Source organism: Streptomyces sp. NPDC059909 (assembly GCF_042730885.1).
Lineage (GTDB): Bacteria > Actinomycetota > Actinomycetes > Streptomycetales > Streptomycetaceae > Streptomyces.
Genome location: NZ_JBHWKX010000020.1, coordinates 1 through 25,700, shown reverse-complemented (window position 1 = coordinate 25,700; position 25,700 = coordinate 1). Strand labels below are relative to the sequence as shown.

General features: G+C 71.4%; 20 protein-coding genes and 1 pseudogene. 12 read left to right on the top strand and 9 right to left on the bottom strand.

Going from position 1 to position 25,700, the window contains the following annotated elements; translation table 11 throughout:
- Positions 1–31 precede the first annotated feature (31 nt).
- The 7 genes and pseudogenes from ACFV9O_RS16070 to ACFV9O_RS16040 all read left to right on the top strand — a co-directional run bounded on the left by ACFV9O_RS16070 (position 32) and on the right by ACFV9O_RS16040 (position 7,231).
- On the top strand, positions 32–1,033 hold the full coding sequence (locus tag ACFV9O_RS16070; RefSeq protein WP_385417737.1) for a proline racemase family protein: 1,002 nt from the start codon (positions 32–34) through the stop codon (positions 1,031–1,033).
- Entirely contained in the window at positions 1,030–2,163 is a 1,134-nt protein-coding gene (locus tag ACFV9O_RS16065) for a proline racemase family protein (protein ID WP_385417734.1), read from the top strand. The genes ACFV9O_RS16070 and ACFV9O_RS16065 overlap by 4 nt, the downstream gene beginning before the upstream one ends.
- Positions 2,160–3,119, top strand: a complete 960-nt coding sequence (locus ACFV9O_RS16060) for an ornithine cyclodeaminase family protein (RefSeq protein ID WP_385417731.1) — start codon at positions 2,160–2,162, stop codon at positions 3,117–3,119. Before ACFV9O_RS16065 ends, ACFV9O_RS16060 begins: the two co-directional genes overlap by 4 nt.
- Before the next feature lie 42 nt (positions 3,120–3,161).
- Positions 3,162–3,872 carry a GntR family transcriptional regulator gene (locus ACFV9O_RS16055; protein WP_385417729.1) on the top strand — a complete coding sequence of 237 codons (711 nt, stop codon included), beginning with the start codon at positions 3,162–3,164 and terminating at the stop codon, positions 3,870–3,872.
- A 134-nt stretch (positions 3,873–4,006) separates the two neighbouring features.
- Entirely contained in the window at positions 4,007–4,834 is an 828-nt protein-coding gene (locus ACFV9O_RS16050) for an alpha/beta fold hydrolase (RefSeq protein ID WP_385417726.1), read from the top strand.
- 84 nt (positions 4,835–4,918) lie between these two features.
- Entirely contained in the window at positions 4,919–5,479 is a 561-nt protein-coding gene (locus ACFV9O_RS16045) for a GNAT family N-acetyltransferase (RefSeq protein ID WP_385417724.1), read from the top strand.
- Between the two features lie 277 nt (positions 5,480–5,756).
- Positions 5,757–7,231, top strand: a pseudogene (locus tag ACFV9O_RS16040) (MFS transporter).
- Between the two features lie 142 nt (positions 7,232–7,373).
- Here ACFV9O_RS16040 and ACFV9O_RS16035 read toward each other — a convergent pair.
- From ACFV9O_RS16035 to ACFV9O_RS16025, 3 genes are all read right to left on the bottom strand, one after another.
- Positions 7,374–7,769, bottom strand: coding sequence for an ATP-binding protein (locus ACFV9O_RS16035; RefSeq protein ID WP_385417722.1), 396 nt, complete (start codon positions 7,767–7,769; stop codon positions 7,374–7,376).
- Between the two features lie 138 nt (positions 7,770–7,907).
- The gene (locus ACFV9O_RS16030; RefSeq protein ID WP_385417719.1) at positions 7,908–8,327 is read right to left on the bottom strand and encodes a TRIC cation channel family protein; all 420 of its coding nucleotides are present in this window, start codon (positions 8,325–8,327) and stop codon (positions 7,908–7,910) included.
- The gene (locus tag ACFV9O_RS16025; protein ID WP_385417717.1) at positions 8,282–8,539 is read right to left on the bottom strand and encodes a trimeric intracellular cation channel family protein; all 258 of its coding nucleotides are present in this window, start codon (positions 8,537–8,539) and stop codon (positions 8,282–8,284) included. Before ACFV9O_RS16025 ends, ACFV9O_RS16030 begins: the two co-directional genes overlap by 46 nt.
- 178 nt (positions 8,540–8,717) lie before the next feature.
- Here ACFV9O_RS16025 and ACFV9O_RS16020 point away from each other — a divergent pair, with 178 nt between their 5' ends.
- Positions 8,718–9,881, top strand: coding sequence for a sensor histidine kinase (locus ACFV9O_RS16020; protein ID WP_385417714.1), 1,164 nt, complete (start codon positions 8,718–8,720; stop codon positions 9,879–9,881).
- A 50-nt stretch (positions 9,882–9,931) separates the two neighbouring features.
- Here ACFV9O_RS16020 and ACFV9O_RS16015 read toward each other — a convergent pair whose 3' ends face one another.
- Positions 9,932–10,582 (bottom strand): response regulator, encoded by a 651-nt coding sequence (locus ACFV9O_RS16015; RefSeq protein ID WP_385417711.1) that lies wholly within the window; start codon positions 10,580–10,582, stop codon positions 9,932–9,934.
- Between the two features lie 153 nt (positions 10,583–10,735).
- Here ACFV9O_RS16015 and ACFV9O_RS16010 point away from each other — a divergent pair, with 153 nt between their 5' ends.
- The 3 genes from ACFV9O_RS16010 (at position 10,736) to ACFV9O_RS16000 (ending at position 16,321) form a co-directional block, all read left to right on the top strand.
- Positions 10,736–13,198 (top strand): SpoIIE family protein phosphatase, encoded by a 2,463-nt coding sequence (locus ACFV9O_RS16010; RefSeq protein WP_385417709.1) that lies wholly within the window; start codon positions 10,736–10,738, stop codon positions 13,196–13,198.
- A 273-nt stretch (positions 13,199–13,471) separates the two neighbouring features.
- Positions 13,472–14,935: a N,N-dimethylformamidase beta subunit family domain-containing protein gene (locus ACFV9O_RS16005; protein WP_385417707.1), complete on the top strand. Its 1,464-nt coding sequence runs from the start codon at positions 13,472–13,474 to the stop codon at positions 14,933–14,935.
- Between the two features lie 69 nt (positions 14,936–15,004).
- Entirely contained in the window at positions 15,005–16,321 is a 1,317-nt protein-coding gene (locus ACFV9O_RS16000; RefSeq protein ID WP_385417704.1) for an LCP family protein, read from the top strand.
- Between the two features lie 47 nt (positions 16,322–16,368).
- On the opposite strand, the gene ACFV9O_RS15995 is transcribed toward ACFV9O_RS16000, so the two are convergent.
- Positions 16,369–17,169, bottom strand: coding sequence for a DUF4389 domain-containing protein (locus ACFV9O_RS15995; protein ID WP_385417702.1), 801 nt, complete (start codon positions 17,167–17,169; stop codon positions 16,369–16,371).
- Positions 17,170–17,412: 243 nt separating this feature from the next.
- The gene (locus ACFV9O_RS15990; protein ID WP_385417699.1) at positions 17,413–18,942 is read right to left on the bottom strand and encodes a helix-turn-helix domain-containing protein; all 1,530 of its coding nucleotides are present in this window, start codon (positions 18,940–18,942) and stop codon (positions 17,413–17,415) included.
- A 395-nt stretch (positions 18,943–19,337) separates the two neighbouring features.
- On the opposite strand from ACFV9O_RS15990, the gene acnA reads away from it, so the two are divergent.
- Positions 19,338–22,052 carry an aconitate hydratase AcnA gene (gene acnA / locus ACFV9O_RS15985; RefSeq protein ID WP_385417696.1) on the top strand — a complete coding sequence of 905 codons (2,715 nt, stop codon included), beginning with the start codon at positions 19,338–19,340 and terminating at the stop codon, positions 22,050–22,052.
- Between the two features lie 93 nt (positions 22,053–22,145).
- Here the strand turns inward: acnA and ACFV9O_RS15980 are convergent, their stop codons facing one another.
- From ACFV9O_RS15980 to ACFV9O_RS15970, 3 genes are all read right to left on the bottom strand, one after another.
- Positions 22,146–23,030 (bottom strand): GyrI-like domain-containing protein, encoded by an 885-nt coding sequence (locus ACFV9O_RS15980; RefSeq protein WP_385417693.1) that lies wholly within the window; start codon positions 23,028–23,030, stop codon positions 22,146–22,148.
- Positions 23,031–23,181: 151 nt separating this feature from the next.
- Positions 23,182–24,474, bottom strand: coding sequence for an acyl-CoA thioesterase/bile acid-CoA:amino acid N-acyltransferase family protein (locus ACFV9O_RS15975; protein WP_385417690.1), 1,293 nt, complete (start codon positions 24,472–24,474; stop codon positions 23,182–23,184).
- Between the two features lie 153 nt (positions 24,475–24,627).
- Positions 24,628–25,560: an FG-GAP repeat domain-containing protein gene (locus ACFV9O_RS15970; protein WP_385417687.1), complete on the bottom strand. Its 933-nt coding sequence runs from the start codon at positions 25,558–25,560 to the stop codon at positions 24,628–24,630.
- Positions 25,561–25,700 lie beyond the last annotated feature (140 nt).

Here is a 25,700-nt window from a genome sequence, read left to right as displayed (position 1 = left end):
GGAACCGAGCAGCAGCGAGAAGGGGACCCCCATGCGCACGCGCCACGTCTACCACGCCGTCGACTCGCACACCGAAGGCATGCCGACCCGCGTCATCACCGGCGGTGTCGGTGTCATCCCGGGCGCCACCATGGCCGAACGCCGACTGCACTTCATCGAGCACCTCGACCACATCCGCACGCTGCTGATGTACGAACCGCGCGGCCACTCGGCCATGAGCGGCGCGATCCTGCAGCCGCCCACCCGGCCGGACGCCGACTACGGGGTGCTCTACATCGAGGTGTCCGGACTGCTGCCCATGTGCGGCCACGGCACCATCGGCGTCGCCACCGTCCTTGTCGAGACCGGCATGGTGCCCGTCACCGAACCGGTCACCACCGTCCGCCTCGACACCCCCGCCGGGCTCGTCAGCGTGGACGTACAGGTCGAGGACGGCGAGGCGACATCGGTCACGCTCACCAACGTGCCGTCGTTCTGCCTCGGGCTCGACCGCAAGGTCGACGTACCGGGACATGGCACGGTCACCTATGACATGGCGTACGGCGGCAACTTCTACGCCTTCGTCTCCCTGGACGCCCTCGGCCTGCCCTTCGACCGCGCCCGTAAAGGCGATCTGCTGGCCGCCGGACTCGCCGTCATGGACGCCATCAACGCCACCGACCGGCCCGTCCATCCCGAGAACCCCGGCATCGGCGGCGTCAAGCACGTCTACCTCGCCGCCCCGGGCTCGGACGCCGTACGGTCCCGGCACGCCATGGCCATCCACCCCGGCTGGTTCGACCGCTCCCCGTGCGGCACAGGCACCAGTGCCCGGATGGCCCAGCTCCATGCCCGCGGTGAACTTCCCGTCGGCCGGGACTTCGTCAACGAGTCCTTCATCGGCACGGAGTTCACCGGCCGCCTCGTCGGGGAGACCACGGTCGGCGGGCTGCCCGCCGTCATCCCCACCGTCACGGGCCGTGCCTGGATCACCGGCACCGCGCAGTACTTCCTGGATCCGGCCGACCCGTTCCCCGGAGGTTTCCTCCTGTGACCGCGCCAATGCCCCGGGCCGACACCGCGCCGACTTCCCGGGCCGACACCGCGCCGACTCCCCGGGCCGACGCGGCGCCGACGGCCGCGCCGACTCCCCGGGCCGACGCCGCTGTCGTCCGCACCACCGACTACCACACCGCCGGTGAGCCCTTCCGCATCGTCACCGACGGGCTGCCCCCCATCCCCGGTGACACCGTGGCGGAGCGCTGCGCCGGCGCCATCGGCGCCGGGGGCTCCGCCACCGCGCCACGCCCGGGCCCGCTCGACGACATCCGCCGGCTCCTCGTCCAGGAACCACGCGGACACGCGGGCATGTACGGAGGCTTCGTCGTACCGCCGGACGACGACGGCGCCCACTTCGGCGTCCTGTTCTGGCACAAGGACGGCTACTCCACCGCGTGCGGACACGGCACCCTCGCGCTCGGCGCCTGGGCGGTCGACAGCGGACGCGTCTCCGCGCCCGACGACGGCTCCGTGCAGATCCGCGTCGACGTGCCCTTCGGACGGGTCGGGGCCACGGTCCACCGCGCACACGGCCGCACCACCGCCGTCACCTTCCGCAACGTCCCGGCCCGCGTGACGGCCCGCAAGGTCCCCGTCGCCACCAGCTTCGGCACCGCCGACGTGGATGTCGCCCACGCCGGGGCCTGTTACGCCTCCGTGCCGGCCGCGCAGCTCGGCCTCGACGTGGACCGCGCCTCGCTGCCCCAGCTCGTCCGCGCGGGGCGGGAGATCCGCGCCGCCCTCGCCGGTCATCCCGCCACCTGGCATCCCGATAGCCCACTGCTGTCCGGTGTTTACGGTGTGATACTGCACGAGGAAATGCCCGACACCGCCGCCGGACCCGCCCAGGTCAATGTGACCGTCTTCGCCGACGGCCAGATCGACCGCTCGCCGTGCGGCTCCGGCACCTCCGCACGCCTCGCCCTGCTGGCCGAGGACGGCAGGCTGGGCCCCGGGGAGGTCCTGCACCACGAGTCGGTCGTCGGCACGGTCTTCACCGGCCGCATGGTCTCCCGTACGGACGAGGGAACCGTCACCGAGGTCACCGGCACCGCGCACCGCACCGGCGAGCACACCTTCGTGCGCGAACCGCACGACACCCTGGCGACGGGATTCCTGCTGTGACCGCGTCCTCCCAGGGCCCGCTCCGGCTCGACGACGCCGACATCGCCCGGCTGCTGACACCGGCCGCCGCGGCCGACGCCGTCGAGGCGGTGCTGCGGGACGGCCTCGACCCGGAGAGCTGCCCGCCGCGCACCCATGTCACCGTTCCGGCAGGGCAGTTGCTGCTGATGCCCGCCGCGGCCGGGACGTACGCCGGGGTGAAGATCGCGGGCGTCGCCCCGGGGAACCCCGCGCGCGGGCTGCCCCGGATCACCGGGAGCTATCTGCTCCTCGACGGGGAGACCCTTGTCCCGCTCGCGCTGCTCGACGGGGCGGCGCTGACCGCCCTGCGCACGCCCGCCGTCTCGGCCGTCGCCCTGAGGCATCTCGCGGCGCCGGACGCCGGGCACGCCGTGCTCTTCGGTGCCGGACCGCAGGCGTACGGCCACCTGGAAGCGGCCCTTGCGGAACGGCCGTTGACCCGGGTGACGGTGGTCGCGCCACGTCGGGAGCCGGCCGAGGAGCTGGTCGCCCATGCCCGGAAGCTCGGCCTCGAGGCCCGTACCGGGACTCCCGGTGACGTGGCGGACGCCGATCTCGTCCTGTGCTGCACCACAGCACGCGAGCCGCTGTTCGACGGCCGACTGGTACCGGACCACGCCACCGTCATCGCGGTCGGCTCGCACGAACCGGACGCGCGGGAAACCGACACCATGCTCGTCCGCCGCTCGGCGGTGTACGTCGAGGCGCGGACGGCCGCATTTCGCGAGGCCGGTGATCTCATCATTCCGGCGACGGAAGGGGCCTTCGGGCCGGACCGCATCACGGGCACTCTCGCCGAGCTGGTCAGGGGCCGGGCCGTGGCGGCCGCAGGTTGTCCACAGCTCTTCAAGAGCGTGGGCATGGCCTGGGAGGATCTTGCCGTGGCCGCAGCCGTTCACCGGGCGGCCATGACGAAACCGGGCAGCGCAACGTGACATTGTACGCTTGCCCTCCACGGAATTCTCGGAGGAAGCGCCATGGGGGACCTGAAGCAGATCAGCCTGATCACCGCTCAGGAGCGGCTGCGCGATCAGGTCGCCCACGCCCTGCGTGCCGCGCTGGTGGCGGGCGAACTCCGCCCGGGTCAGGTGTACTCCGCTCCCGGCCTCGCGGCCGACTTCGGGATCTCGGCCACGCCGGTGCGCGAGGCGATGCTGGACCTCGCCCGTGAGGGGCTGGTCGAGCCCGTCCGCAACAAGGGCTTCCGGGTCACCGAGGTCAGCGAGCGCGACCTCGACCAGTACACCGAACTCCGCGCGCTGATCGAGGTGCCGACCGTCGGCCAGGTCGCACAGATCGCGACGGAGGACGAACTGGAAGCGCTGCGGCCGGTCGCCGAGGAGATCGTGGAGCACGCCACGAACCACAATCTGATCGGATACCTGGACGCGGACCGCCGCTTCCATCTCGGCCTGCTCGCCCTGGCCGGCAACGACCGTCTGGTCGAGACCGTCGGGGACCTGCGCAAGCGCTCCCGGCTGTACGGCCTGACGCGGCTCGATGAACTCGGCCTGCTGGTCGCCTCCGCCGAGGAGCACCATGAGCTGCTCGATCTGATGGTGGCCGGCGACGAACTGGCCGCCGAGGAGTGCATGGCCCGCCATCTCGGCCATGTCCGTTCCCTGTGGGCGCAGGCCAGGGACGAGCCGGTGGAGCCGCGCCCGAAGCGCACGCTCGGCAGCCGCTGAGGTGCCGGCCGCTGCGGCCGGCGGTCCACCGCCGTCCGACGCGACGGACCGGACCGGGACCGGCAACCGCTGACGTCCGGCCCGTCACCGGCCGCCGGGCCCTCGGCTACCTTCGTGGGAAACGAGGAGGCTCCATGCCCGAGATCGAACTCTCCGCAGGAACCGTCGCGTACGAGGACACCGGCGGCCCCGGCCCCGTTGTCGTCCTCCTCCACGGACTCGTCCACGACGCGACCGTCTGGCGCAAGGTGATCGCCGAACTCGCCCCCGGTCATCGCTGTATCGCCCCGACCCTGCCGTACGGCGCCCATCGCACCCCCATGCGCCCTGACGTCCCGCTCGGCCCGGACGCGGTCAACGAGCTCATCGCGGAGCTCCTCGAGCGGCTCGACCTGAACGACGTCACGCTCGTCGAGAACGACTGCGGCCGCGCCCAGACCGTCGCCGCCCGCCACCCCGAACGGCTCGCCAGGCTCGTCCTCGTCTCCTGCGAGGCGTTCGACAACTACCCGCCCGGCGTGCCCGGCAAGATGATCTCCGTGGCCTGCCGCATCCCCGGCGCCATCACCGTGCTGGCCCGCACTCTGGCGCTCAAGCCCCTGCGACGGCTCCCGGTCGGCATCGGAGCGCTGACCAAGTACCCCGTCCCGGACGAGATCGTCGACGGCTGGCTGTACCCGCTCCTCCACGACAAGGCGATCCGGAACGACTTCCGCCGCTACGGTCTCGCCGTGCGGAGGACGGAACTGCTCGAAGCGGTCGAAGGCCTGCGGAAGTTCGACAGGCCGGCGCTGGTGGTGTGGGCGACGGAGGACCGGATGATGCCCCGGGCGCACGGCCGCAGGCTCGCCGAACTCCTGCCGCAGGGCCGGCTCGTGGAGATCGAGGACAGCCGCACGCTGGTCGCGGAGGACCAGCCGGAACGGCTCGCGGCGACGCTGCGGTCGTTCATCGCGCAGTAGCCGGGGAGCACGGGGACAGCCGGCACGCCGCCCGTGCGAGGATCCCTGCGCAGTGCGCGGTGATCCCGACGGTGGAGGGCAACGATGTACGCGATATCCCTGGGCGACGACGGCGCCGAGCTGCGCCCGCTCGAACCATGGCAGGCGGAGGAGTTCCTGGCCCACATCGACCGGGGACGGGAGTTCATCGGGCAGTACAACGCGCTGCCCGACGTCGTCACGGACCTGGAGTCGAGCCGTGCGTTCCTCCAGGCGTACGCGGAGAAGACCGCGGCCGACACCGGGCGGATCCACGGCATCCGGACGGACGGCACGCTGGTCGGCGCGGTCATCCTCCGGACGATGGACGTCGAGCAGGGCACCGCCGAGGCGGGCTGCTGGCTGGAGCCGTCGGCGGTGGGCAGGGGGCTGGTGACCCGGGCCGCCCGCGTGATCATCGACTGGGCCGTCGAGGAGCGGGGCATCCACCGCGTGGACTGGTGGGTCTCGTCGGAGAACGAGCCCAGCATCGCCGTGGCCCGGCGGCTCGGGATGACGAAGGAAGGCGTACTGCGGGGGAGCTACCTGTACCGGGGCAAGCGGCACGACGAGGAGGTCTGGTCGGTGCTCGCGCCGGAGTGGCGGGCGGGCAAGCAGGCGTCCTGACCTTCCCGGCACCGGTCGGCACCCCCTCGATGCCGGTCGGCACCGTTCGCACGGCCGCCATGCCGTGGACGGAGGACGGAGGACGGAGGACGGAACGGCGCGAAGCGGCCGAAGGTCCGCGGAAGTTCGCCCGGCGCCCCGATCGACCGGGGCCCTGATCGACCGGCGTCCTGATCGACTGGCGGCGCCTTCGGCCCCGGCCTACGGTCGGATGGGGGACGGCGCCCGCCGTCCCACCGCCCTTCGCCCTCGGCCGTCCGCCGAGGGCGCATGCGCCATGACCAGCCCGCAGCCGACCCCGATACCGCAGACCATCACCCCGGAGCGGGGTGACGGCAGCGGGAGCGCGCTGCTCGTCATCGCGTCGTGCCAGCTCATGGTGGTGCTCGACATCACCATCGTGAACATCGCGCTGCCGCACATCCAGACGTCTCTCGGCTTCTCCACGACCAACCTGTCGTGGGTGGTCAGCGCCTACACGCTCACCTTCGGCGGGCTGCTCCTGCTCGGCGGCCGGTCGGCGACATCCTCGGCCGACGCCGCGTCTTCGTCCTCGGCGTCCTGCTCTTCGTCGGCGCCTCGCTCCTCGGCGGACTCGCCAGGAACGCCGCCCTGCTCCTGGCCGCCCGCGCGCTCCAGGGTGCCGGCGCCGCCGTGGCCTCCCCGACCGCGCTCGCCCTGATCAGCACGACCTTCCGGGAAGGACCGGAGCGCAGCAGGGCCTTCGGCGTCTTCTCCGCCGTCTCCGCGGCCGGCGGCGCGATCGGCCTGCTCACGGGCGGCATCCTCGTCCAATGGCTCGACTGGCGCTGGGTGTTCTTCGTGAACGTGCCGATCGGGCTGCTCATCGCCGCGGCCGCCCCGCGCCGGATCAGGGAGTCCGAGCGCCACCCCGGCACCTTCGACCTGACCGGCGCGCTGACCTCCACGGCCGGCATGGTGCTCCTCGTCTACGGCTTCATCCGGGCCGCGCAGGACGGCTGGCGCGACGGGGTCACCATCGCGTCGTTCGCCGCCTCGATCGCGATCCTCACGGTGTTCGTCCTCGTCGAGCGCCGCTGCCGGCAGCCCCTCACCCCGCTGCACATGTACGCCGACCGCAACCGTGCGGGGGCCTACGGAATGATGCTGAGCCTCGCCGCCGCGATGTTCGGCATGTTCTTCTTCCTGACGCTCTTCGTCCAGAACGTCCTCGGCTTCAGCCCGCTGCAGACGGGCTTCGCCTTCCTGCCGGTCAGCACGGTCATCGCGGTGGGCGCGGCGGCGGCCTCCAGGCTCCTGCCCAGGTTCGGGCTCAAGCCGTTCATGGTGACCGGGGCACTGCTGGCGACGACGGGCCTCGCCTGGCTGAGCCGGATCGAGGTCCATTCCACCTATCTCGGCAGCATCCTGGGGCCGCTGCTGGTCTTCAGCCTGGGGATGGGGCTGCAGTTCGTCTCGCTCACGCTCACCGCGCTCTCGAACGTCGCGGCCCGTGAGTCGGGCGCTGCCTCCGGGCTCCTCAGCGCCCATCAGCAGGTCGGCGGCTCGCTCGGACTGGCCATCCTGGTCACCGTGTTCGGCGCGGCGGCCGGCGACGCGGCGAGAGAGCAGCTGGGGGCCCGGGACGTCCTCACCGCCGGGGTGTCCACGGCCTTCGCCGTCGGAGCGGTCTTCATGGGGATCGCGGCGCTCATCGCCCTCCTGGTCGTCCAGGTACGCCCCTCGGACATCGAACGCCTCAAGGGCGGTGCGGGCCCGGGGCGGCGCTGAGGCCGCCGGTGCGTCGCGGCGCGGTCCGTCCGTCCGTGCGCATCCGGTCGGGCCGGCCGTACGCAGCCTGTCCCGCCGGAGCCGTGCGCAGGAGCCGTATGCAGTAGTGCGTCACCGCCGTACGTCACACCGCTCGGGCCGCTCACGCCGCCTCGAGCTGGAACCACACCCACTTGCCGCGGTCGCCGACCGTCGCCACGCCCCAGGACTCGGCCAGCGCCTCCAGGAGGTCCAGGCCGCGCCCGGTCTCCATCTCGTCCGTCGGCTCGTCGCCCGACCGGGCGCCGCAGCCCATGCCCGGCTCGGTGTCGAAGACGGCTCCGGTGATGCCACCTGCGGCCTCGTCGCGGGCGACGGCGATCTCGATGGAGGCACCCTCGGCGTGGCGTACGGCGTTCGACACCACCTCGGACAGCAGCAGCGCCGCGGTCTCGGTGACGGCGCAGTCGGCGGGGGCGACCTCTTCGAGGACGCGCCGGGCCTGAGCGGCTGCGCGGGGGTGGCGGGGCAGGATGGCGACGGCGCCGTTTCCGGTCATGAGTGCACTCCAAGCATCACAGTCGGGAAGGTCTGTCCGTCGGGGCGGTATCCCGCCGACCTCGTGGACTCCTTCCAGCCTGGTGGCGCGGGAGGGGCCAAAAGCGTCCCTTTTTGCCGGTTTCAGGACTGTCGTCCGTCACATTGCGGCGTAACTTTCGTCGCGCTCGAGCGGCGGCTGCAGGCTCGACGTCGGCAGATTCAGCCGCCGGAACATCGCGGTCATCCGCAGGACGAACACCACGCCGGCCGCCACGTGGGTGGCCACGCCGTCACCAACGCCCGCCCGGTCCAGCAGCAGGTAGCACACGGAACCCGCGAGCGCGGCGGTCGCGTACACCTCCTCCCGCAGCAGCAGCGGGGGGAACTGGCCGCACAGCACGTCCCGCACCACCTCGCCCGTCACCCCGGTGAGCACCGCCAGGACGATCACCGCGAGCGCGGTGACCTGCGCGTCGACGGCGGCGCGCGCCCCGATGACGGTCACCACGGCCGGCCCGAGCGCGTCGACGATCAGCAGCGCCCGGTGGGGCAGCTCCCACCTGTGCAGATACGCCATGGTCCCGACGGCGACGATCCGATGACCGCCGGCAGCACCCAGTCGTGTGTCCAGTACAGCGGGTGACGGTCCAGGATCAGATCCCGCAGGGTGCCGCCCGACACGGAGGCGGCGAAGGAGAGGACGAGCCCGCCGCAGGGGTCCATACGGGAGAGGTGCGCGGCGAGCACACCACTTGCCGCGAACGCGGCGACACCCACGTGAAAGAGCACGTGCAGCTTGTGATCAGTCTTGGGGCACGGCACCCCGCCAGGGCGTGCCGATCGTCGCGATCCGGTACGACGAAAGTCATACAGTGGCCCAAAGGTGCTCCACGGAGGTGCTCCGCGAACGGGTTCCGGAACGGGCTCCACGTACGTGTGACATTGCACGCGAGGTGGTGAGGGCGCAGTGACCCGGTGGAAACGCTGGTCGGCACGGCAGCAGGACGCCCTGCTCACCGTGGTCGTCGTGCTCGCCGGAGTCGCCGACTCCTGGGTCAAGTCGCCGAACGGCCTGCTCACCGGACAGCCGATCGGGGTCGTCGCGGCCGAGTCGGGTGCGGTCGGCGCCCTGATGTGGTGGCGCAGGCGGGCTCCGGGCGTGGTGGCGGCCCTCGTCATGGTGGGATACGTGATCGGCTTTACGCCGGTGGCCCTGGGTGTCGCCATGTACACGGTCGGAGCGCACTACCGGCGCATCCGGACCCTCGTGCTCTTCGGCGTGGCGGGCTGCCTGGCCGGTGTGCTGGCGCTGCTGGCCGGCCCGCCGGGCCAGGACCTGCGGTACGGGGCGTTCGTCCTCGCGCTCATCCTGGGGCCGCTCGTCGTCGGGTACGCGGTCGCCATACGCCGCGAACTGGCCGTCGAGGCGCGGGCCAGGATCGAGGCGCTGGAGCGGGAGCGGCATCTGCTGGTGGAGCGGGCCCAGGTGGGCGAGCGCGCCCGTATCGCCCGCGAGCTCCACGACGTGGTCGCCCATCGCGTCGGCAACATCGTGCTCACCGCCGGTGCGCTGAAGGTCGGCCCCGAGGCGCGGACGGCCCCGGCGGTCGCGCGGGCCGCCGAGCTGATCAGGGACGAGGGCCACCAGGCGCTGGAGGAACTGCGCGAGGTCCTCGGCGTCCTCACCCGGGACCGCCGGGGCCGGCCCGCCGCCAGGGCCCCGCAGCCCGACGCCTCGCAGCTCGACAAGCTGGTCGAGCGCTCGGCCCAGCTCGGCCGTCGGGCGACGCTTCGGATCGACGGGCACCCGGAGACGCTGCCGGCCCCGGTCCAGCGCGCCATCCACCGCATCGTCCAGGAAGGGCTCACCAACGCCGCCAAGCACGCCCCCGGGGCGCCGGTCGGCGTCGTGGTCGAGTGCCGGCTCGACGGCGTCGAGGTGCAGGTCACCAACGGCCGGGCCGATGGCGCCCGGGAGGCGGACGCGCCGCCGCTGCCACCGAGCGGCGGCAACGGTCTGATCGGTCTGGCGGAGCGCGTCGGGCTGCTCGACGGCACGTTCTCGGCGGGTCCGTACGACGGCGGCTACCGGATCGGCGCGTTCATCCCGCACAAGCCGGCAACGTCCTGAGCGGACGCCCACCCGTGACGAACAGTCTCCGTGGGCACCCTGAGCGCCCGTCAGCGCTCCAGGCCCGCCCGGTAGGCCAGCCGCGCGGCCTGCACCCGGTTGTCCGCCCCGATCTTCGCCAGCAGCCGGCTGACCTGGCCCTTGACCGTGCCCTCGCTGATGTGGAGGGCGGCGCCGATATCGGCGTTGGACAGTCCCCTGGCGATCAGCTTCAGCACCTCGAGATCGCGCTCCGTCAGTGACTCCAGGACCTGCTTCTCGGCCTCCGTGACCTGCGACGCCTGCCCCGCCAGCGTGTCCAGGACCCGGCCGGTCACCGCCGGGTCCAGGGCCGCCTTGCCCTCGGCCACCTGACGCACGGCGCGCAGCAGCTCCTCCGGCGGCGTGTCCTTCAGGAGGAAACCGCTGGCGCCTGCCCTGACGGCCTCGTCGACGTACTCGTCCGCGCTGAACGTCGTGAGGATCAGCACCCGGGGCGGTCGCGGCAGCGCCCTCATTTCCCGTGTCGCGGCCAGCCCGTCCATGCCCGGCATCCGGATGTCGAGCAGGGTGACGTCGGGACTGAACTGCCGCGCGGCATCCACGGCGCTCCGCCCGTCCCAGGCCTCGGCCACGACATGCATGTCGTCGCTCGACTCGACGATGTCGCTCAGCCCACGGCGGACGATCTCGCTGTCGTCGGCGATAAGGACATGGATCACCGTCCCATGATGCTGCAGGTTGTGCAGAGATGCGCCGAGATGCGCCGTCGCGGGGCGGCGGCGCGAGCCCGGGCCCACGAGCGGTCCGATCGCTTGCGCAGGGTCAGCATCGGGCGGACTCTGGACCTGATGAGGCAGGCCGGTGAGGGCGTCATGAGCTACGCAAGGAAGGCGACCGGGGACGCCGACTTCCGTGGCCCGCTGGACGTGACGAAAGCCGCCACCTGCGTGCTCGACGGCCACGACGTCGTCATCGGCTGGAGCCCCGCGGCGCAGGAGCTGCTCGGATACCGGCCGGCCGAGGTCATCGGACGCCCCGTCGACACGTTCCTCGTGTCCGCGGCCGGATCCGCCGCGTCGGCCGCGTCCGCCGAGTCCCCTGCGTCCCGCGCGTCCCCCGCGTCCGGATCGGCCGGGCGGATCGCCGCCGGGTCGGTCCTGCCCTTCCCGGAGCGGGACGTGCGCACCGCCGTCCACCGCGACGGTCACCGTCTGCAACTCGCCACCGCGGTATGTCACCTGTCCGGACCCGGTCCGGCGCAGCGGGTCCTCCTGGCGGCCGACCTCGAGCCGCTCAGGGAATGGGAATCCCGGCTGGCCATGCTCCAGGGCCTGGCCACCCAGTCACCCCTCGGTTTCGCCATCTACGACACCGAGTTCCGTCTCGTCTGGTGCAACGCCGCCTCCGAGGAGGAGCTCGGCCGGCCGCTCGCGGAACTGCGGGGCAGGCCGGCCGACGACCTGTACCCCAGAGGCAGATTCGTGACACCGGGCTATCCGGAAACCCTGGACGCGGTCATGCGCCAGGTGCTGGAGAACGGAGAGCCGATCCTCGACCTGCACTTCCGGGGAGAGCAACCCAGCGACCCCGGCAAGGACCACCTGTGGTCCTGTTCGTACTACCGGCTGCAGGATCCGGACGGCCATGTCTTCGGGGTGTGCGAGGACGCGTTCGACATCACCGAGCGCTACGAGGCGCAGCGGCAGCTGAATCTGCTGGTCGAGGCCGGCCGTCGCGTCGGCACCACGCTGGACGTGATCGCCACGACGGACGAGCTGGCCGCGGTGGCGGTGCCCGAGTTCGCCGACTTCGTCGAGGTCGACCTCGCTCCGGCGGTGCTGGAGGGCGAATTGCCGGGCGTCGCAGGCCCGGCGGTTACGGAACTGATCCGCGCATCCTCCCGCTCGGCCGCACCAGGCCCCGGCGGCACGGCGGACACCGCGCAGGCGGAGAGCCGCCCGTCGCAGCGGGTCGAGTACGCGCACGGCTCGCCGCAGCACCGCAGCCTCGCCTCGGGCGGGCTCGTACTCGAGGACGACACCCTGGTCGTGCCGCTGCGCGCCGGCGGCAGCGCGCTGGGCCTCGTCACCTTCGTACGCCGCAGTGGGCCGGCGGTCTTCGACAGCCGTGCCGTCGGGGTGGCGGACGAACTGGTCACCCGGGCTGCCGTGTCCATCGACAACGCGCGCCGCTACACGCGCGAGCGGGCTGCGGCCCTGGCTCTCCAGCGGCAGCTCCTGCCGCAGTACCTGCCGCCGAACTCGGCGGTCGAAGTGGCCCATCGCTATCTGCCCACGGACGCTCTCAGCGGCGTCGGCGGCGACTGGTTCGACGTGATCCCGCTGTCCGGGACGCGTGTCGGCCTCGTCGTCGGGGACGTGGTGGGCCATGGGCTCCACGCGGCGGCCACCATGGGCCGGCTGCGTACGACGGTGCGCGCCCTGGCGCCCCTGGACATCCCCCCTGACGAACTCCTCAAGCGGCTCGACGACCTCGTGGGACAGTCGGCGGAGGACGACGTGGACGGCTCCGGCACCTTCACCGAGAACGACGATGTCGCGGCCGGGGCCACCTGCCTCTACGCGGTGTACGACCCCGTTTCCCGGCGCTGCACCATGGCCCGCGCGGGTCACCTGCCGCCCGCGGTCGTGGAACCGGGCGGCCGCGTCTGCTTCCCCGATCTGCCGGCCGGTCCACCGCTCGGCCTCGGCGGACTGCCCTTCGAGTCCCTCGAGGTCGAACTGCCGGTGGGCAGTCTGATGGCCCTCTTCACGGACGGGCTGGTCGAGGCGCGCGACCGGGACATCGACAAGGGCCTGGAAACCCTGGGAAAGGTCCTCAGCGAGGAGTCGAGCTCGCTGGAGGACCACTGCGACCGCGTCATCTCAGAACTCCTCCCCGGAAGCACGACCACCGACGACACGGCTCTCCTCCTGGTCCGCACCCGCGAACTCGACACCCGCAGGGTCGCCGCCTGGGACCTGCCGGCGGAGCCGGTCGCCGCCGGCCGCGCACGGGAGCTGGTCGCTCGCCGGCTGAGCGAATGGGGCCTGGACGAGCTCGTGTTCTCCACCGAGCTGATCGCCAGCGAGCTGGTCACGAACGCGGTCAGATACGCCGAGGGTCCGCTCCACCTGCGCCTCATCCGCGACCGCACCCTCGTCTGCGAAGTCGCGGACGCAGGCCACACCGCCCCCCACCTGCGACACAGCGGCGACGACGACGAAGGCGGCCGCGGACTGTTCATCGTGGCCCAGCTCGTGTTGCGGTGGGGGACGCGGTACAGCCGCGAGGGCAAGTCCATCTGGACGGAACAGGCGTTGCCCTCGGGCTGACGGGGTCTGCGCGTATCAGGTGTCGCGGAACCGGCCGGTGCGCGGGCGCGCCGGAGCCGGCATGCACGGGATGCGGGCCCGGCTCGCCTACAAAGGAGGCGCACAGGACCGACGGACCGAGGGGTTGTGATGGCTCACCGGGGCGATGCCTGCGGGGCAGACCGGCAGTTCCCTGAGCGCCGACGGATGCTGGGGGTGACGGCAGCCGTGTTCGCCTCGGCAGTGCGATGGCCCGGTGCCCTGCAGGCTTCGGTGCAGGGTGGTGGCCGCGGTGTGCCTTCCGGGAAGGCGCCGCAGGGGTGCGGGCTCGATGTCCGGGCCGAGAACGCCCGCCCGGGAAACGCCGACTGGCGGATCGTCCGTGCGGGTTCGGCCCACGCCGTCGAGGGCTTCGCCGAGCGGGTCAGTGTGCGTCCGGGTGAATCCGTGGCGCTGCGTGTCTCGACGACGGCCGCGACGTACACCGTCTCGGCCTACAGGATGGGGTGGTACGGCGGAGCGACGGCTCGTCTCGTATGGCGCTCGGGCAGTCTCCCGGGAAAGCTCCAGCCTTCCGCACTGATCGACGGCGGGACGAGAACGGTGTACTGCAACTGGCAGCGCACTGCGGAAGTGGACACCTCCGGCTGGCCGGAGGGCTGCTACCTGCTGCGGCTCGACGCCGAGGACGGGCGCGGCCAGCGGTATGTACCGTTGACCATCCGGTCCTCCTCGACGGCCGGCCGGATGCTCGTGGTCAATTCGGTCGCCACCTGGCAGGCTTACAACCGGTGGGGCGGCATCGACCTCTACAGGGGCACCGACGGCAGGAAGAGCTCGCGCTCGCTCGCGGTGTCCTTCGACCGCCCCTATGCCAGTGGGCACGGCGCCGGACAGTACCTCGTCTACGAGGCACCGCTCGTCACGCTGGCGGAACGCCTGGGGCTGCCCCTCGCCTACGCCACGGGAGTGGACGTGGCCCGCGAGCCGCGGCTCCTCGAAGGGGCCGTGGCCATGCTGTCGCTCGGGCACGACGAGTACTGGAGTCCGGAGCAGCGCCAGAACGTGACCTCGGCTCGCGATCGCGGGATGAACCTGGCTGTCCTCGGCGCCAACTGCTGCTACCGCCGCATCCGTTTCGAGCCGTCCGGCCGGGGCGCGGACCGGCTCGTGGTCTGCTACAAGGACGACTACGCCGACGACCCCGGCCTCGGGCGTGGATCGCCGCCGACCAACGACTACCGGCGCCGGCCTGCCCCCGACCCGGAGAGCGCGCTGCACGGGGTTCTCTACGACGGCTACCCGGTGGACGCTCCGCTGGTGGTGTCCTGCCCGGGCCACTGGCTCATGGAAGGCACCGGTGTGCGGCCGGGCGATTGCTTCCCCCACTTGGTGGGCGTCGAGTACGACCGGGTGAACACCGCTCACGCCACGCCTCGTCCGATCGAGATCCTGACGCACTCGCCCGTGGTGTGCAAAGGGCGCCCCTCGTACGCCGACATGACGTACTGCTCACCGCCTGGCGGGGCGGGCCTCTTCGCCACCGGCACCATGCGCTGGGTCGAAGCGCTGAAGGCGACCGGGCCGGGGCGAAGCGGGGTGAACCACGGGCTGGACGGGCGCGCCGGGCACTTCACCCGCACCGTGACGGCAAACGTCCTAAGAGCATTCGCGCAGGGACCGGCGGGGAGCGCGAGATCCGCGCGGGAGAATGTGGGTGACTACTACAGGGATGATGGCGCGCCCATCGGCGCGTGATGACAAGCCCTCCCCTCCGCAATCGATAACATCACATTTGCCCAATTGAGTACTTTTGTGGGGATTGTGATGCGTCGTCTTACTATCGGCCTGGCCCTGCTGGCCGGCCTGGCCTCCTGGCCCTGGGTGGGCACACAGGCCGTCTCCGCCGTGAAGGAACCGGCCGGCCAGGACAGCAGCCGCGGCACGAACATCCTGATTGTCGGCATCGACAGCCGCGCCGGGCTGTCCGCAGCCGAGAAGCGGCGTCTCCACGTGGGTGGCCAAGGATGCGACTGCACCGACGTGATGATGCTCGTGCACCTGTCCGAGGACCGCCGGCGCGCGAGTATCGTCTCCATCCCCCGGGACAGTTACGTCGAGTACGCCTCGGCCGACGGCGCCACCGCGCCACCGCGCAGCGGCAAGATCAACGGCGCGTTCAAGATCGGCCGGGGACCGCTGGCCGTACGCACCGTCGAGAAGGTCACGGGCCTGCACATCGACCACTACCTCGAGACCGGCTTCACCGGCTTCGAGCAGGCCGTCAACAATCTGGGCGGCGCGACCGTGTGCACGGACAAGCCGCTCAAGGACGAGAACTCCGGCCTCGACATCACCGCGGGGACCCACCGTCTCGACGGGAACGGAGCGCTGCGCTACGCCCGGGCCCGGCACATCAACCGTCCAGGAGACCTGGGCCGAGTCCGCCGCCAGCAGCGCATGCTCGCCGACATGCTGGCCCGTCTGACCGTCCAGGGCGCACTTGCCGATCCTGTGAGCACGGCGCACACGGTGCGCCGGCTGCTCAAGACCGTCCGCACGGACGAGCGGACGGGCCTGGGCGACCTCGTCGGCATCGGCTGGTCACTGGGCCGGCTGTCCGCGGACCGGACGGAGTTCGCCACGGTTCCGATCACGGACTTCGACCATCGCGTGCCCGGCGTGGGCTCCACGCTCATCTGGCACGAGGACCGCTCCCGGGCCCTGTGGAACGCTCTGCGCTCCGACCTCCCGATCACCGGTGACATCCGCATCCTGCCTGTGCCCGAAACACGCGCCGAGGCCAATCCCGCGGGCATCGACGTGCGGGTCGACGACCCCACCGTCGCGGAGGCCCTGCGGCGCAACAAGTTCGTCGTCACGGACACCTCGGCATCCGCCCCTTCGGTACGGCCCGCCGGTCCCCCTCTCATCACCTATCCCGCGGGGCGAGAGGCGGAGGCGTCCACGCTGGCCGCCGCCCTGCCCGGATCACACCTGCGAGCAGTCTCCCGGCACGACGCCGTCCTCGACGTCGCCGTCGGCTCCGAGCCCGTCGTGGTCAAGACCGTCACCTACGACCGCAACGTCGCCGAAGGTGCCCCCGTCGCGGCGGACCACCTCCGCTGCGCCGGACCGGCCTAGCCAGAGGGTGTCTTGTGGATCCGGCCGGGCTCGGGTCGTGCGCCGGGTCAGCCGACAGTGAGTTCGGCCGATGCTTTGAGCGCCCGCTGTGAGCTGGTGCCGTGGTTCATGGTGGTGCTGCTGCTCGCCGAGAAGATCCAGTGCAGGGCTCCGAGGACCAAGAACACGACCACCAAGGCCTTGCCCGCGCCGGAGAGCAGCAGCGGGCGGGTGGCCGAGCGGGGTTGCTCGGCGGGGCGGGCTTCGTCGCCGAACAGGTGCTTGGGGTAGGCAGCGGTCAGCATCATCACGTAGGCGCTCACGCGCATCGCGTAGCGGGCCGTGGCAGCGGTTGCCTCGAACACCGGGCGCGGCATCCGGCCGAGGATCAGCACCAGGAGCCAGAAGATCAAGCAGATCACGTACCAGCCGGCTGTCGCCAGGTATTCCACGATGGCGGCGGGGATGACCAGGATGATGCGGAACAGGACGGCCAGGCGGTTGAGCTCGCCGGGGTGGACCTGGACCTGGACGGGGTGGCCGGGCGCGTGGAAGGCGAACGGCGGGTAGGCGTCGACCAGCAGCGTGGCGGAGGCGTTGACGCGGGTCGCGTAGACGAGGTAGCCGGACAGGAACGAGGCGATCGATTCGGGCAGCCGTCCTGTGAACAGGGCGGCGAACCAGCCCACGACCATGACGAAGAATGCCGCGATCCCCAGAAAGAACACGGCGATGAATTGGGGGACCAGCAGGAGCCAGCGCAGCAGCACGGTCCAGCGGCGCTGCCGGCCGGGCTCGGGGAGGTCCAACTCCGGCAGTAGCTCAGCGGTCGCGGGGTGGGGGCGAGCTGCCCATCTCTGGTCTGCCATGGCCGGCTCCCGTCAGGTCCGCGACTGTCACTCTGTCAGCATCACGTCGCCCGGTCCGATGCACGCGCCGCGAGGACCGAATGGATGAAGCGCAGATACGCCCATACGCGTCGCACCGGAAGGCGGCAGAAGGCGACGAGGCTCCCGCCGGCCGTCGACCGCGTCTTCCGCCAGGGCGGTGACACGGCCGACGGCCCACAGACGGCCCAGGACGGAGAAAAGCCCTCCTGACCTGTGTAAACGTCAGATGTCGCGGAAGATCTCGATCTGCGCGCCCACCGAGTTCAGCCGCTCCGCCAGATCCTCGTAGCCGCGGTTGATGACGTACACATTGCGCAGCACCGACGTGCCCTCCGCCGCCATCATCGCCAGCAGGACGACCACGGCCGGGCGCAGGGCCGGCGGGCACATCATTTCGGCGGCGCGCCAGCGGGTGGGGCCCTCGACCAGGACGCGGTGGGGGTCGAGGAGCTGGAGCCGGCCGCCGAGGCGGTTGAGGTCGGTGAGATAGATCGCGCGGTTGTCGTAGACCCAGTCGTGGATGAGGGTCTTGCCCTGGGCGACGGCCGCGATGGCCGCGAAGAACGGCACGTTGTCGATGTTCAGGCCGGGGAACGGCATCGGGTGGATCTTGTCGATCGGGGCCTCCAGCTTGGAGGGGCGCACCGTCAGGTCCACCAGCCGGGTGCGGCCGTTGTCGGCGTTGTACTCGGCCGTGCGGTCGTGGTCGAGGCCCATCTCCTCGAGCACGGCGAGCTCGATCTCCAGGAACTCGATCGGCACCCGGCGGATCGTCAGCTGGGACTCGGTGACGACGGCGGCGGCGAGCAGGCTCATCGCCTCGACCGGGTCCTCGGAGGGGGAGTAGTCGACGTCCACGTCGATGGTCGCCACACCGTGCACGGTCAGGGTCGTCGTGCCGATCCCCTCGACGCGTACGCCGAGCGCCTCCAGGAAGAAGCACAGGTCCTGGACCATGTAGTTGGAGGAGGCGTTGCGGATGACGGTGACGCCGTCGTGCCGGGCGGCGGCCAGCAGGGCGTTCTCGGTCACCGTGTCGCCGCGCTCGGTCAGCACGATCGGGCGGCTCGGCGTGGTCGACCGCTCGACGACGGCGTGGTAGAGGCCCTCGGTCGCGGTGATGTCCAGGCCGAAGCGGCGCAGGGCGATCATGTGCGGCTCGATCGTCCGCGTGCCGAGGTCGCAGCCGCCGGCGTACGGCAGCCGGAAGCGGTCCATCCGGTGCAGCAGCGGGCCGAGGAACATGATGATCGACCGCGTCCGGCGTGCCGCGTCGGCGTCGATGGCGTCCATGCCGAGCGTGGCGGGCGGGACGATCTCGAGGTCCGTGCCGTCGTTGATCCAACGGGTGCGGACGCCGATGGAGTTGAGGACCTCCAGCAGGCGGTAGACCTCCTCGATGCGGGCGACGCGGCGCAGGACCGTACGGCCCTTGTTGAGCAGTGAGGCGCAGAGCAGCGCGACACAGGCGTTCTTGCTCGTCTTGACGTCGATGGCCCCGGAGAGCCGGCGTCCGCCGACGACCCGCAGATGCATGGGCCCGGCATAGCCGAGCGACACGATCTCGCTGTCGAGCGCCTCACCGATGCGGGCGATCATCTCAAGGCTGATGTTCTGATTGCCGCGCTCGATACGGTTGACGGCGCTCTGGCTGGTGCCGAGTGCCTCGGCGAGCTGCGTCTGTGTCCAGCCCCGATGCTGACGGGCGTCACGGATGAGCTTGCCGATGCGTACGAGGTAGTCGTCTGCCATGGCGGCAGGCTATCTCAGATATGAGATGAGCCGCCCAATGGGGTGGACTGTTCGGGTGATGCTCCGTTTTGATGGTCCATCATTGCCCTAACTCGGGCAAATCGGACGTGTGTGTCAGCGGATGCGTGCCGGTGGGTGCGTGCCGACGGGTGGGGTGTGCGGGGTGCGTGCCGCCGGGCGCTGCGACCCCCGTCACCCGTGTCCGGACATGACCGCTCCGCGGTCATGTACTAGAGTTATCTCGACATCGAGATATCTGCAGAAGGCGAGCCGCAACACCTTCCGCCGAGGTCATTCACTAAGGGTGACCTAACTAAGCCTTACCTTAGCGGATTGCTGAGACACGCAGGCGGCAGGATGCGGTCAGTACGCGCACATTGATGAAGGAGACTGTCGTGTCGGCGAACAGCTTCGACGCCCGCAGCACACTGCGCGTGGGCGACGAGTCGTACGAGATCTTCCGGCTGGACAAGGTCGAGGGCTCCGCGCGCCTCCCTTACAGCCTCAAGGTCCTGCTGGAGAACCTGCTCCGCACCGAGGACGGCGCGAACATCACCGCCGACCACATCCGGGCCCTCGGCGGCTGGGACTCGCAGGCGCAGCCGAGCCAGGAGATCCAGTTCACGCCGGCCCGCGTGATCATGCAGGACTTCACCGGCGTGCCCTGCGTGGTGGACCTCGCCACCATGCGTGAGGCCGTCAAGGAGCTCGGCGGCGACCCGGCGAAGATCAACCCCCTCGCCCCCGCCGAGCTGGTCATCGACCACTCCGTCATCGCCGACAAGTTCGGCACCCCGGACTCCTTCGCGCAGAACGTGGAGCTGGAGTACGGCCGCAACAAGGAGCGCTACCAGTTCCTGCGCTGGGGCCAGACCGCCTTCGACGAGTTCAAGGTCGTCCCGCCCGGCACCGGCATCGTCCACCAGGTCAACATCGAGCACCTGGCCCGCACCGTCATGGTCCGGGGCGGTCAGGCGTACCCCGACACCCTCGTCGGCACCGACTCGCACACCACCATGGTCAACGGCCTCGGCGTGCTGGGCTGGGGCGTCGGCGGTATCGAGGCCGAGGCCGCCATGCTCGGCCAGCCGGTCTCGATGCTCATCCCGCGCGTCGTCGGCTTCAAGCTGACCGGTGAGCTGCAGCCCGGCACCACCGCCACCGACCTCGTGCTGACCATCACCGAGATGCTGCGCAAGCACGGTGTCGTCGGCAAGTTCGTCGAGTTCTACGGTGAGGGCGTCGCCGCCACCTCCCTCGCGAACCGCGCCACCATCGGCAACATGTCGCCGGAGTTCGGCTCCACCGCCGCGATCTTCCCGATCGACGGCGAGACCCTGAACTACCTGAAGCTGACCGGCCGCAGCGAGCAGCAGGTCGCGCTCGTCGAGGCGTACGCCAAGGAGCAGGGCCTCTGGCTGGACCCGTCCGCCGAGCCCGACTTCTCCGAGAAGCTCGAGCTGGACCTGTCGACCGTCGTCCCGTCGATCGCCGGCCCGAAGCGCCCGCAGGACCGCATCGTCCTCGCCAACGCCGCCGAGCAGTTCGCGCAGGACGTCCGCAACTATGTCGAGGACGACGACGAGGCGGGCAAGGAGTCCTTCCCGGCCTCCGACGCCCCGGCCGAGCACAACGGTGTGCCGACCCGCCCGAGCCTCGTCACCGCTCCCGACGGGTCGACGTACGAGATCGACCACGGCGCCGTGACGGTCGCCGCGATCACCTCCTGCACCAACACCTCGAACCCGTACGTCATGGTCGCCGCCGCGCTCGTCGCGAAGAAGGCCGTGGAGAAGGGCCTGACCCGCAAGCCGTGGGTCAAGACCACCCTCGCCCCGGGCTCCAAGGTCGTCATGGACTACTACGACCGCGCCGGCCTCACCCCGTACCTCGACAAGATGGGCTTCAACCTCGTCGGGTACGGCTGCACCACCTGCATCGGCAACTCCGGCCCCCTGCCGGAGGAGGTCTCCAAGGCGGTCAACGAGCACGACCTGGCCGTGACGTCCGTGCTCTCCGGCAACCGCAACTTCGAGGGCCGGATCAACCCCGACGTCAAGATGAACTACCTGGCCTCCCCGCCGCTGGTCGTCGCCTACGCCATCGCGGGCTCCATGAAGGTGGACATCACCAAGGACGCGCTCGGCATCGACCAGGACGGCAACCCGGTCCACCTGCAGGACATCTGGCCGTCCGAGGCCGAGGTCAACGAGGTCGTCGCCAACGCCATCGGCGAGGACATGTTCTCCACGTCCTACCAGGACGTCTTCGCCGGTGACGCCCAGTGGCAGTCGCTGCCGATCCCGACCGGCAACACCTTCGAGTGGGACCCGCAGTCCACCTACGTCCGCAAGCCCCCGTACTTCGAGGGCATGACGATGGACACGACCCCGGTCACCGACATCACCGGTGCCCGCGTGCTCGCCAAGCTCGGCGACTCGGTCACCACCGACCACATCTCCCCGGCCGGTGCGATCAAGGCCGACACCCCCGCCGGCAAGTACCTCACCGAGCACGGTGTGGAGCGTCGTGACTTCAACTCCTACGGCTCGCGCCGGGGCAACCACGAGGTCATGATCCGCGGCACGTTCGCCAACATCCGCCTGCGCAACCAGATCGCGCCGGGCACCGAGGGCGGCTACACCCGCGACTTCACGCAGGACGGCGCGCCGGTCTCCTTCATCTACGACGCCTCGCGCAACTACATCGAGCAGGGCATCCCGCTGGTCGTCCTGGCCGGCAAGGAGTACGGCTCCGGCTCGTCCCGCGACTGGGCGGCCAAGGGCACCGCGCTGCTCGGCGTCAAGGCCGTCATCGCCGAGTCGTACGAGCGCATCCACCGCTCGAACCTCATCGGCATGGGCGTCCTGCCGCTGCAGTTCCCGGAGGGCGCCTCGGCCCAGTCCCTCGGTCTGACCGGTGAGGAGACCTTCTCCATCAGCGGCGTCACAGAGCTCAACGAGGGCACCACGCCGCGTACGGTCAAGGTCACCACCGACACCGGTGTGGAGTTCGACGCGGTCGTCCGCATCGACACCCCCGGTGAGGCGGACTACTACCGCAACGGCGGCATCATGCAGTACGTGCTGCGGAGCCTGATCCGCAAGTAAGCGGCGACGCGCACACGCGAAGGGCCGCACCCCCGGTCACCGGGGGTGCGGCCCTTGTCGTCGCTCAGCCCGCCGTGGTCCGCCTGCCGCGGGTCAGCGCGGCGTGGCCGGGCCCGCCGTGGTCCGCTCCACCGGGATCCACAGCTCCGCGTCCGCCTCCGTCGCGTCCGGGGAGAGCCGGGTGCGCAGGATCTCGGGGCCGGGCCTGCTCCGGAAGGGGTTGGACGGGAACCACTGCGTGAAGACGTCCCGCCACAGGTACTGGAGCGTCTCCGGGAACGGCCCCGAGTGCTCGAAGACCGCCCAGGCGCCGGCCGGTACGGTCAGCTCCGCCATGTCGTCCGGAGCCTCGGCGCCGGTCACGACACCGTGGTAGTAGTCGAGCTCGGTGCCCTCCGCACGGCTGTCGGCAAGATTGTCGCTCACGGCGACGATCCCGCGCGGCTCCTGGTCGGACAGCGCCTCCATGCGCTCCAGGGTCTCCCGGCCGATGCCCCGGACGAACGAGACGATCTCCGGGTTCATCCCCTCGTGGACGAGGGGGACCCGGGCCTTCCTCCCGACGACCCGGAACTCGTCCTTCTGCACGATCCGGTACCGCATGCTGCTGCTCCCTTCGACGATGAGACGGAAGGACATCCGGGGCTGGGAGTGCAGCGCCGCACCGGTCCGCCTGGCCTCGGCGGGCCCGACGCCGTGCATGGCGCGGAACGCACGCGCGAACGCCTCACCTGAGCCGTAGCCGTGGCGCACCGCGATGTCGAGCAGCGTCCGCTCCCCGGCGAGCACCTCGGCGCCCGCGAGCGTGAGCCGCCTGCGGCGGATGTACTCGGAGAGCGGCATCCCGGCGAGCGCGGAGAAGATCCGTCGCATGTGGTATTCCGATGTGACGGCGATCCGCGCGAGCACGGACACGTCGATCTGCTCGTCGAGATGGCGCTCGATGTACTCCATCGCCTGGTTCAGCCGCTCCAGCAACCCCCGGCCTCCTTCCCTTCCGGCCACTCACGCTAGGGAAGGCCCACCCTGTCGCACCCGACATCCGGTGCCCGCTCCGGTCGGGTACGGTCGCGCGGGGCCGGGGCGGCCGGGGCGGCCGGTGCGCGCTCGGGCACGGTCGTACGTCACCTCATGGCGAAGCTGCCTGGAGATGACGCTCCAGGAACCGTGTCATCGCGGCCCAGGTCTCGCTCTGCGCCAGGGCGTTGGCCTGAGGAGTGCCGCCCGAGACGAGGTCCGCCGTGCGGTCGACGGTCGTCGGGACCAGCGGCGGGCGCAGGAAATGCCCCGCGCCCGGGTGGATCAGCAGCACGTCCTCGGCGGGCACGGTACGGCGGCGCTCGATGAGCGCGCGGGCCATGGCGGCGGCGGGCCACACAGCGTCCTCGGTCCCGGCGACCGCCATCAGCGGGGCCGTGATGTCCTCCACCGGGATCAGCGCGTTCTCCACCGCGGCCGTGTCCCTGAGGCCGGCCGCGTAGGCGGGCCGCATCCGCAGTGCGGTGGAGCGGGCCCGGCCGCCGGGCAGCCGCCGCAGCACGGCACGACCGGCGATCTGCGGCAGCAGCAGCCGGCTCCTCACGGGCACGTACGGCATGGGCGCGCCCTTGTACGTCCACGCCGAGGTCTTCGGCGGCGGACAGCCCGGGCCCGGAGCCTGCCAGACGACATGCGTCGGCGCGACGGCCACGACCGCCCGCACGGGAATCCGCGCCAGGGCGAGAGCCGCCAGCGCCCCGCCCGTACCCACCGAGTAGGCGACCACACCGACGCGGCGGCCGGTCGCCACTGCGCCGACCGCCCGCACGAGGCGTTCGAGCGGGATGTCCCTCAGCGTGGCGGGCTGCCACTCCCCGCCCAGGTATCCGAGCACCAGGGTGGTGAAGCCGCAGCGGGACGCCAGCAGCGCGGCCGTCGGGGCCACGGCCTCCACGCCGGTGGAGCCCGGGATCAGCACGACCACCGGCGGCGGCCCGGTGTCGATCGCGCGCGGGGCGAACTCGACGACCCGCAGCCCTTCGTCCACCGTCTCCGTCCGCGTGATCCGCCGCGCACGCCAGCGGCGCACGACGGTCCGCCGGACCTGGCGTGCCGCGTCGGCCGCGCAGCGGACGGTCCAGATCAGCTGGTCGTCCGGCGCCGAGAAGGCGACGGGCGGCAGATCGCGCCGCACACACGTCATCGACCACCACGGACCCGTCGGGTCCACCCCCGTGTAGGAACCCGCGATGGGCGCGTTCCTGGCCGTGCCGGCGACACCCCCGGCATCCGCGCGGTAGCGGTTGACGGACCGCCAGGCCCTCCCGGCGGCGTCGGTCACATCGATCCGTACGGTCACTTCCTCGTGCGCGCCGAGCCCCTGGACGACGAGGTCCGGGACCTCGTCGACGAGACCGTCCCCGGGTGCGATGGTGAGTTCCACGCTTCGGAACGTAAGCCGCTGCCGACCTGCGGGCGACCGGGCGCTCGCCGGTCGAGTGAGGCCCGGACCCGGACAGCCGAGCCGGTCGGAGAGGCCCCACGTCGCTCACCGGCGAAGAGGTCGTCAGGGCACGGGTCGTCAGGACACGGATCGTCAGAACAGCAGACGGTACTGGTTCCAGTGGGCGCTGTCGCCGACCCGGGTCCTGTGCGCGAACGGCGCCTCCGCCCTGCCCGTGCCCTTGTGGAGCCAGAGGGCCCCGGCCCGGTCACGGGCCAGCAGGTCGCTGTGTCCGTCCCGGTCGAGATCGCCGATCGAGGTCAGCAGGTTGTAACGGTTCCAGCCCCACCCGATGCCGACGCGCCGTGAGAACGGCTTCTCCAGATCGCCGGTGCCTTCGTACAGCCACAGCATCCCCGTCCTGTCACGGGCGACGACATCCGGTGCAAGGTCACCGGTCAGATCGCCCAGACCGGCGATCTGCGTGTACGCGTTCCAGCCGGGCCCCACCTCGATGCGCGGCCGCAGCGTGGCGTCGGCGCGGGCGGAGAAGAGCCACAGCACTCCGCGCGGGTCACGGGCGACGACCTCGGCCTCCGGCGTGCCGCCGAGGTCGCCGGGGGAGAGCAGCTGGTCGTACTGGCCCCACCGGCCCTCCAGCAGCCGCTCGCCCGCCTCCGTCACATAGAAGAGCCGGCCGTCCGCCCGCTGCCCGTAGGCGCCCTCGGCGAGACCGTCCCGGTCGTGGTCGACATGCGTGGCCGCCCGGTGGGTCTGCCAGCCGCCGAGGACGAACTCGCGGGGCTTGAGGCCGCCTCGCCCGTCCGGCCAGTACACATGGACGTCGCCCGGCCCGTCTACCGCGGTCAGCGGGAACTGCGGGGCCTGCGGCGGCACCGTCCCCGACGTCGGGGCGGCCGCAACGGCCGATGAGGCAGACGAGGGCGACGAGGCGGGCGCCGGGCCGGCGGAAGGGGTCGCGAGCGCGTGCGGCGCCCCGATCGAACCCGCGAGAAGGGTCGTGATCGCCGCCGTGGCCAGGCGCGTCAGCGCGCGCCTGCCACGGCGGCCGGGAAGGTGAGCCACGTCGTACTCCAGGAGTCGGTCGGAAGGGACGTGGGGCGTGCCCCGCGGGGGGGGGAAAAAAACCCCCGGGAACCCCCCAAAAGGACCTCCCCCCCCCCCCCCCCTCCCCCCCTTGTCAACCACCCCCCCTCCGCCCAACC

Coding starts and splice junctions, on each gene's coding strand:
- ACFV9O_RS16045 (WP_385417724.1), top strand. CDS start 4,919: ATGTACGCGATATCCCTGGGCGACGACGGCGCCGAGCTGCGCCCGCTC.
- ACFV9O_RS16000 (WP_385417704.1), top strand. CDS start 15,005: ATGCGTCGTCTTACTATCGGCCTGGCCCTGCTGGCCGGCCTGGCCTCC.
- ACFV9O_RS15990 (WP_385417699.1), bottom strand. CDS start 18,942: ATGGCAGACGACTACCTCGTACGCATCGGCAAGCTCATCCGTGACGCC.
- ACFV9O_RS16070 (WP_385417737.1), top strand. CDS start 32: ATGCGCACGCGCCACGTCTACCACGCCGTCGACTCGCACACCGAAGGC.
- ACFV9O_RS16010 (WP_385417709.1), top strand. CDS start 10,736: ATGAGCTACGCAAGGAAGGCGACCGGGGACGCCGACTTCCGTGGCCCG.
- ACFV9O_RS15995 (WP_385417702.1), bottom strand. CDS start 17,169: ATGGCAGACCAGAGATGGGCAGCTCGCCCCCACCCCGCGACCGCTGAG.
- ACFV9O_RS16030 (WP_385417719.1), bottom strand. CDS start 8,327: ATGGCGTATCTGCACAGGTGGGAGCTGCCCCACCGGGCGCTGCTGATC.
- ACFV9O_RS16050 (WP_385417726.1), top strand. CDS start 4,007: ATGCCCGAGATCGAACTCTCCGCAGGAACCGTCGCGTACGAGGACACC.
- ACFV9O_RS16035 (WP_385417722.1), bottom strand. CDS start 7,769: ATGACCGGAAACGGCGCCGTCGCCATCCTGCCCCGCCACCCCCGCGCA.
- ACFV9O_RS16055 (WP_385417729.1), top strand. CDS start 3,162: ATGGGGGACCTGAAGCAGATCAGCCTGATCACCGCTCAGGAGCGGCTG.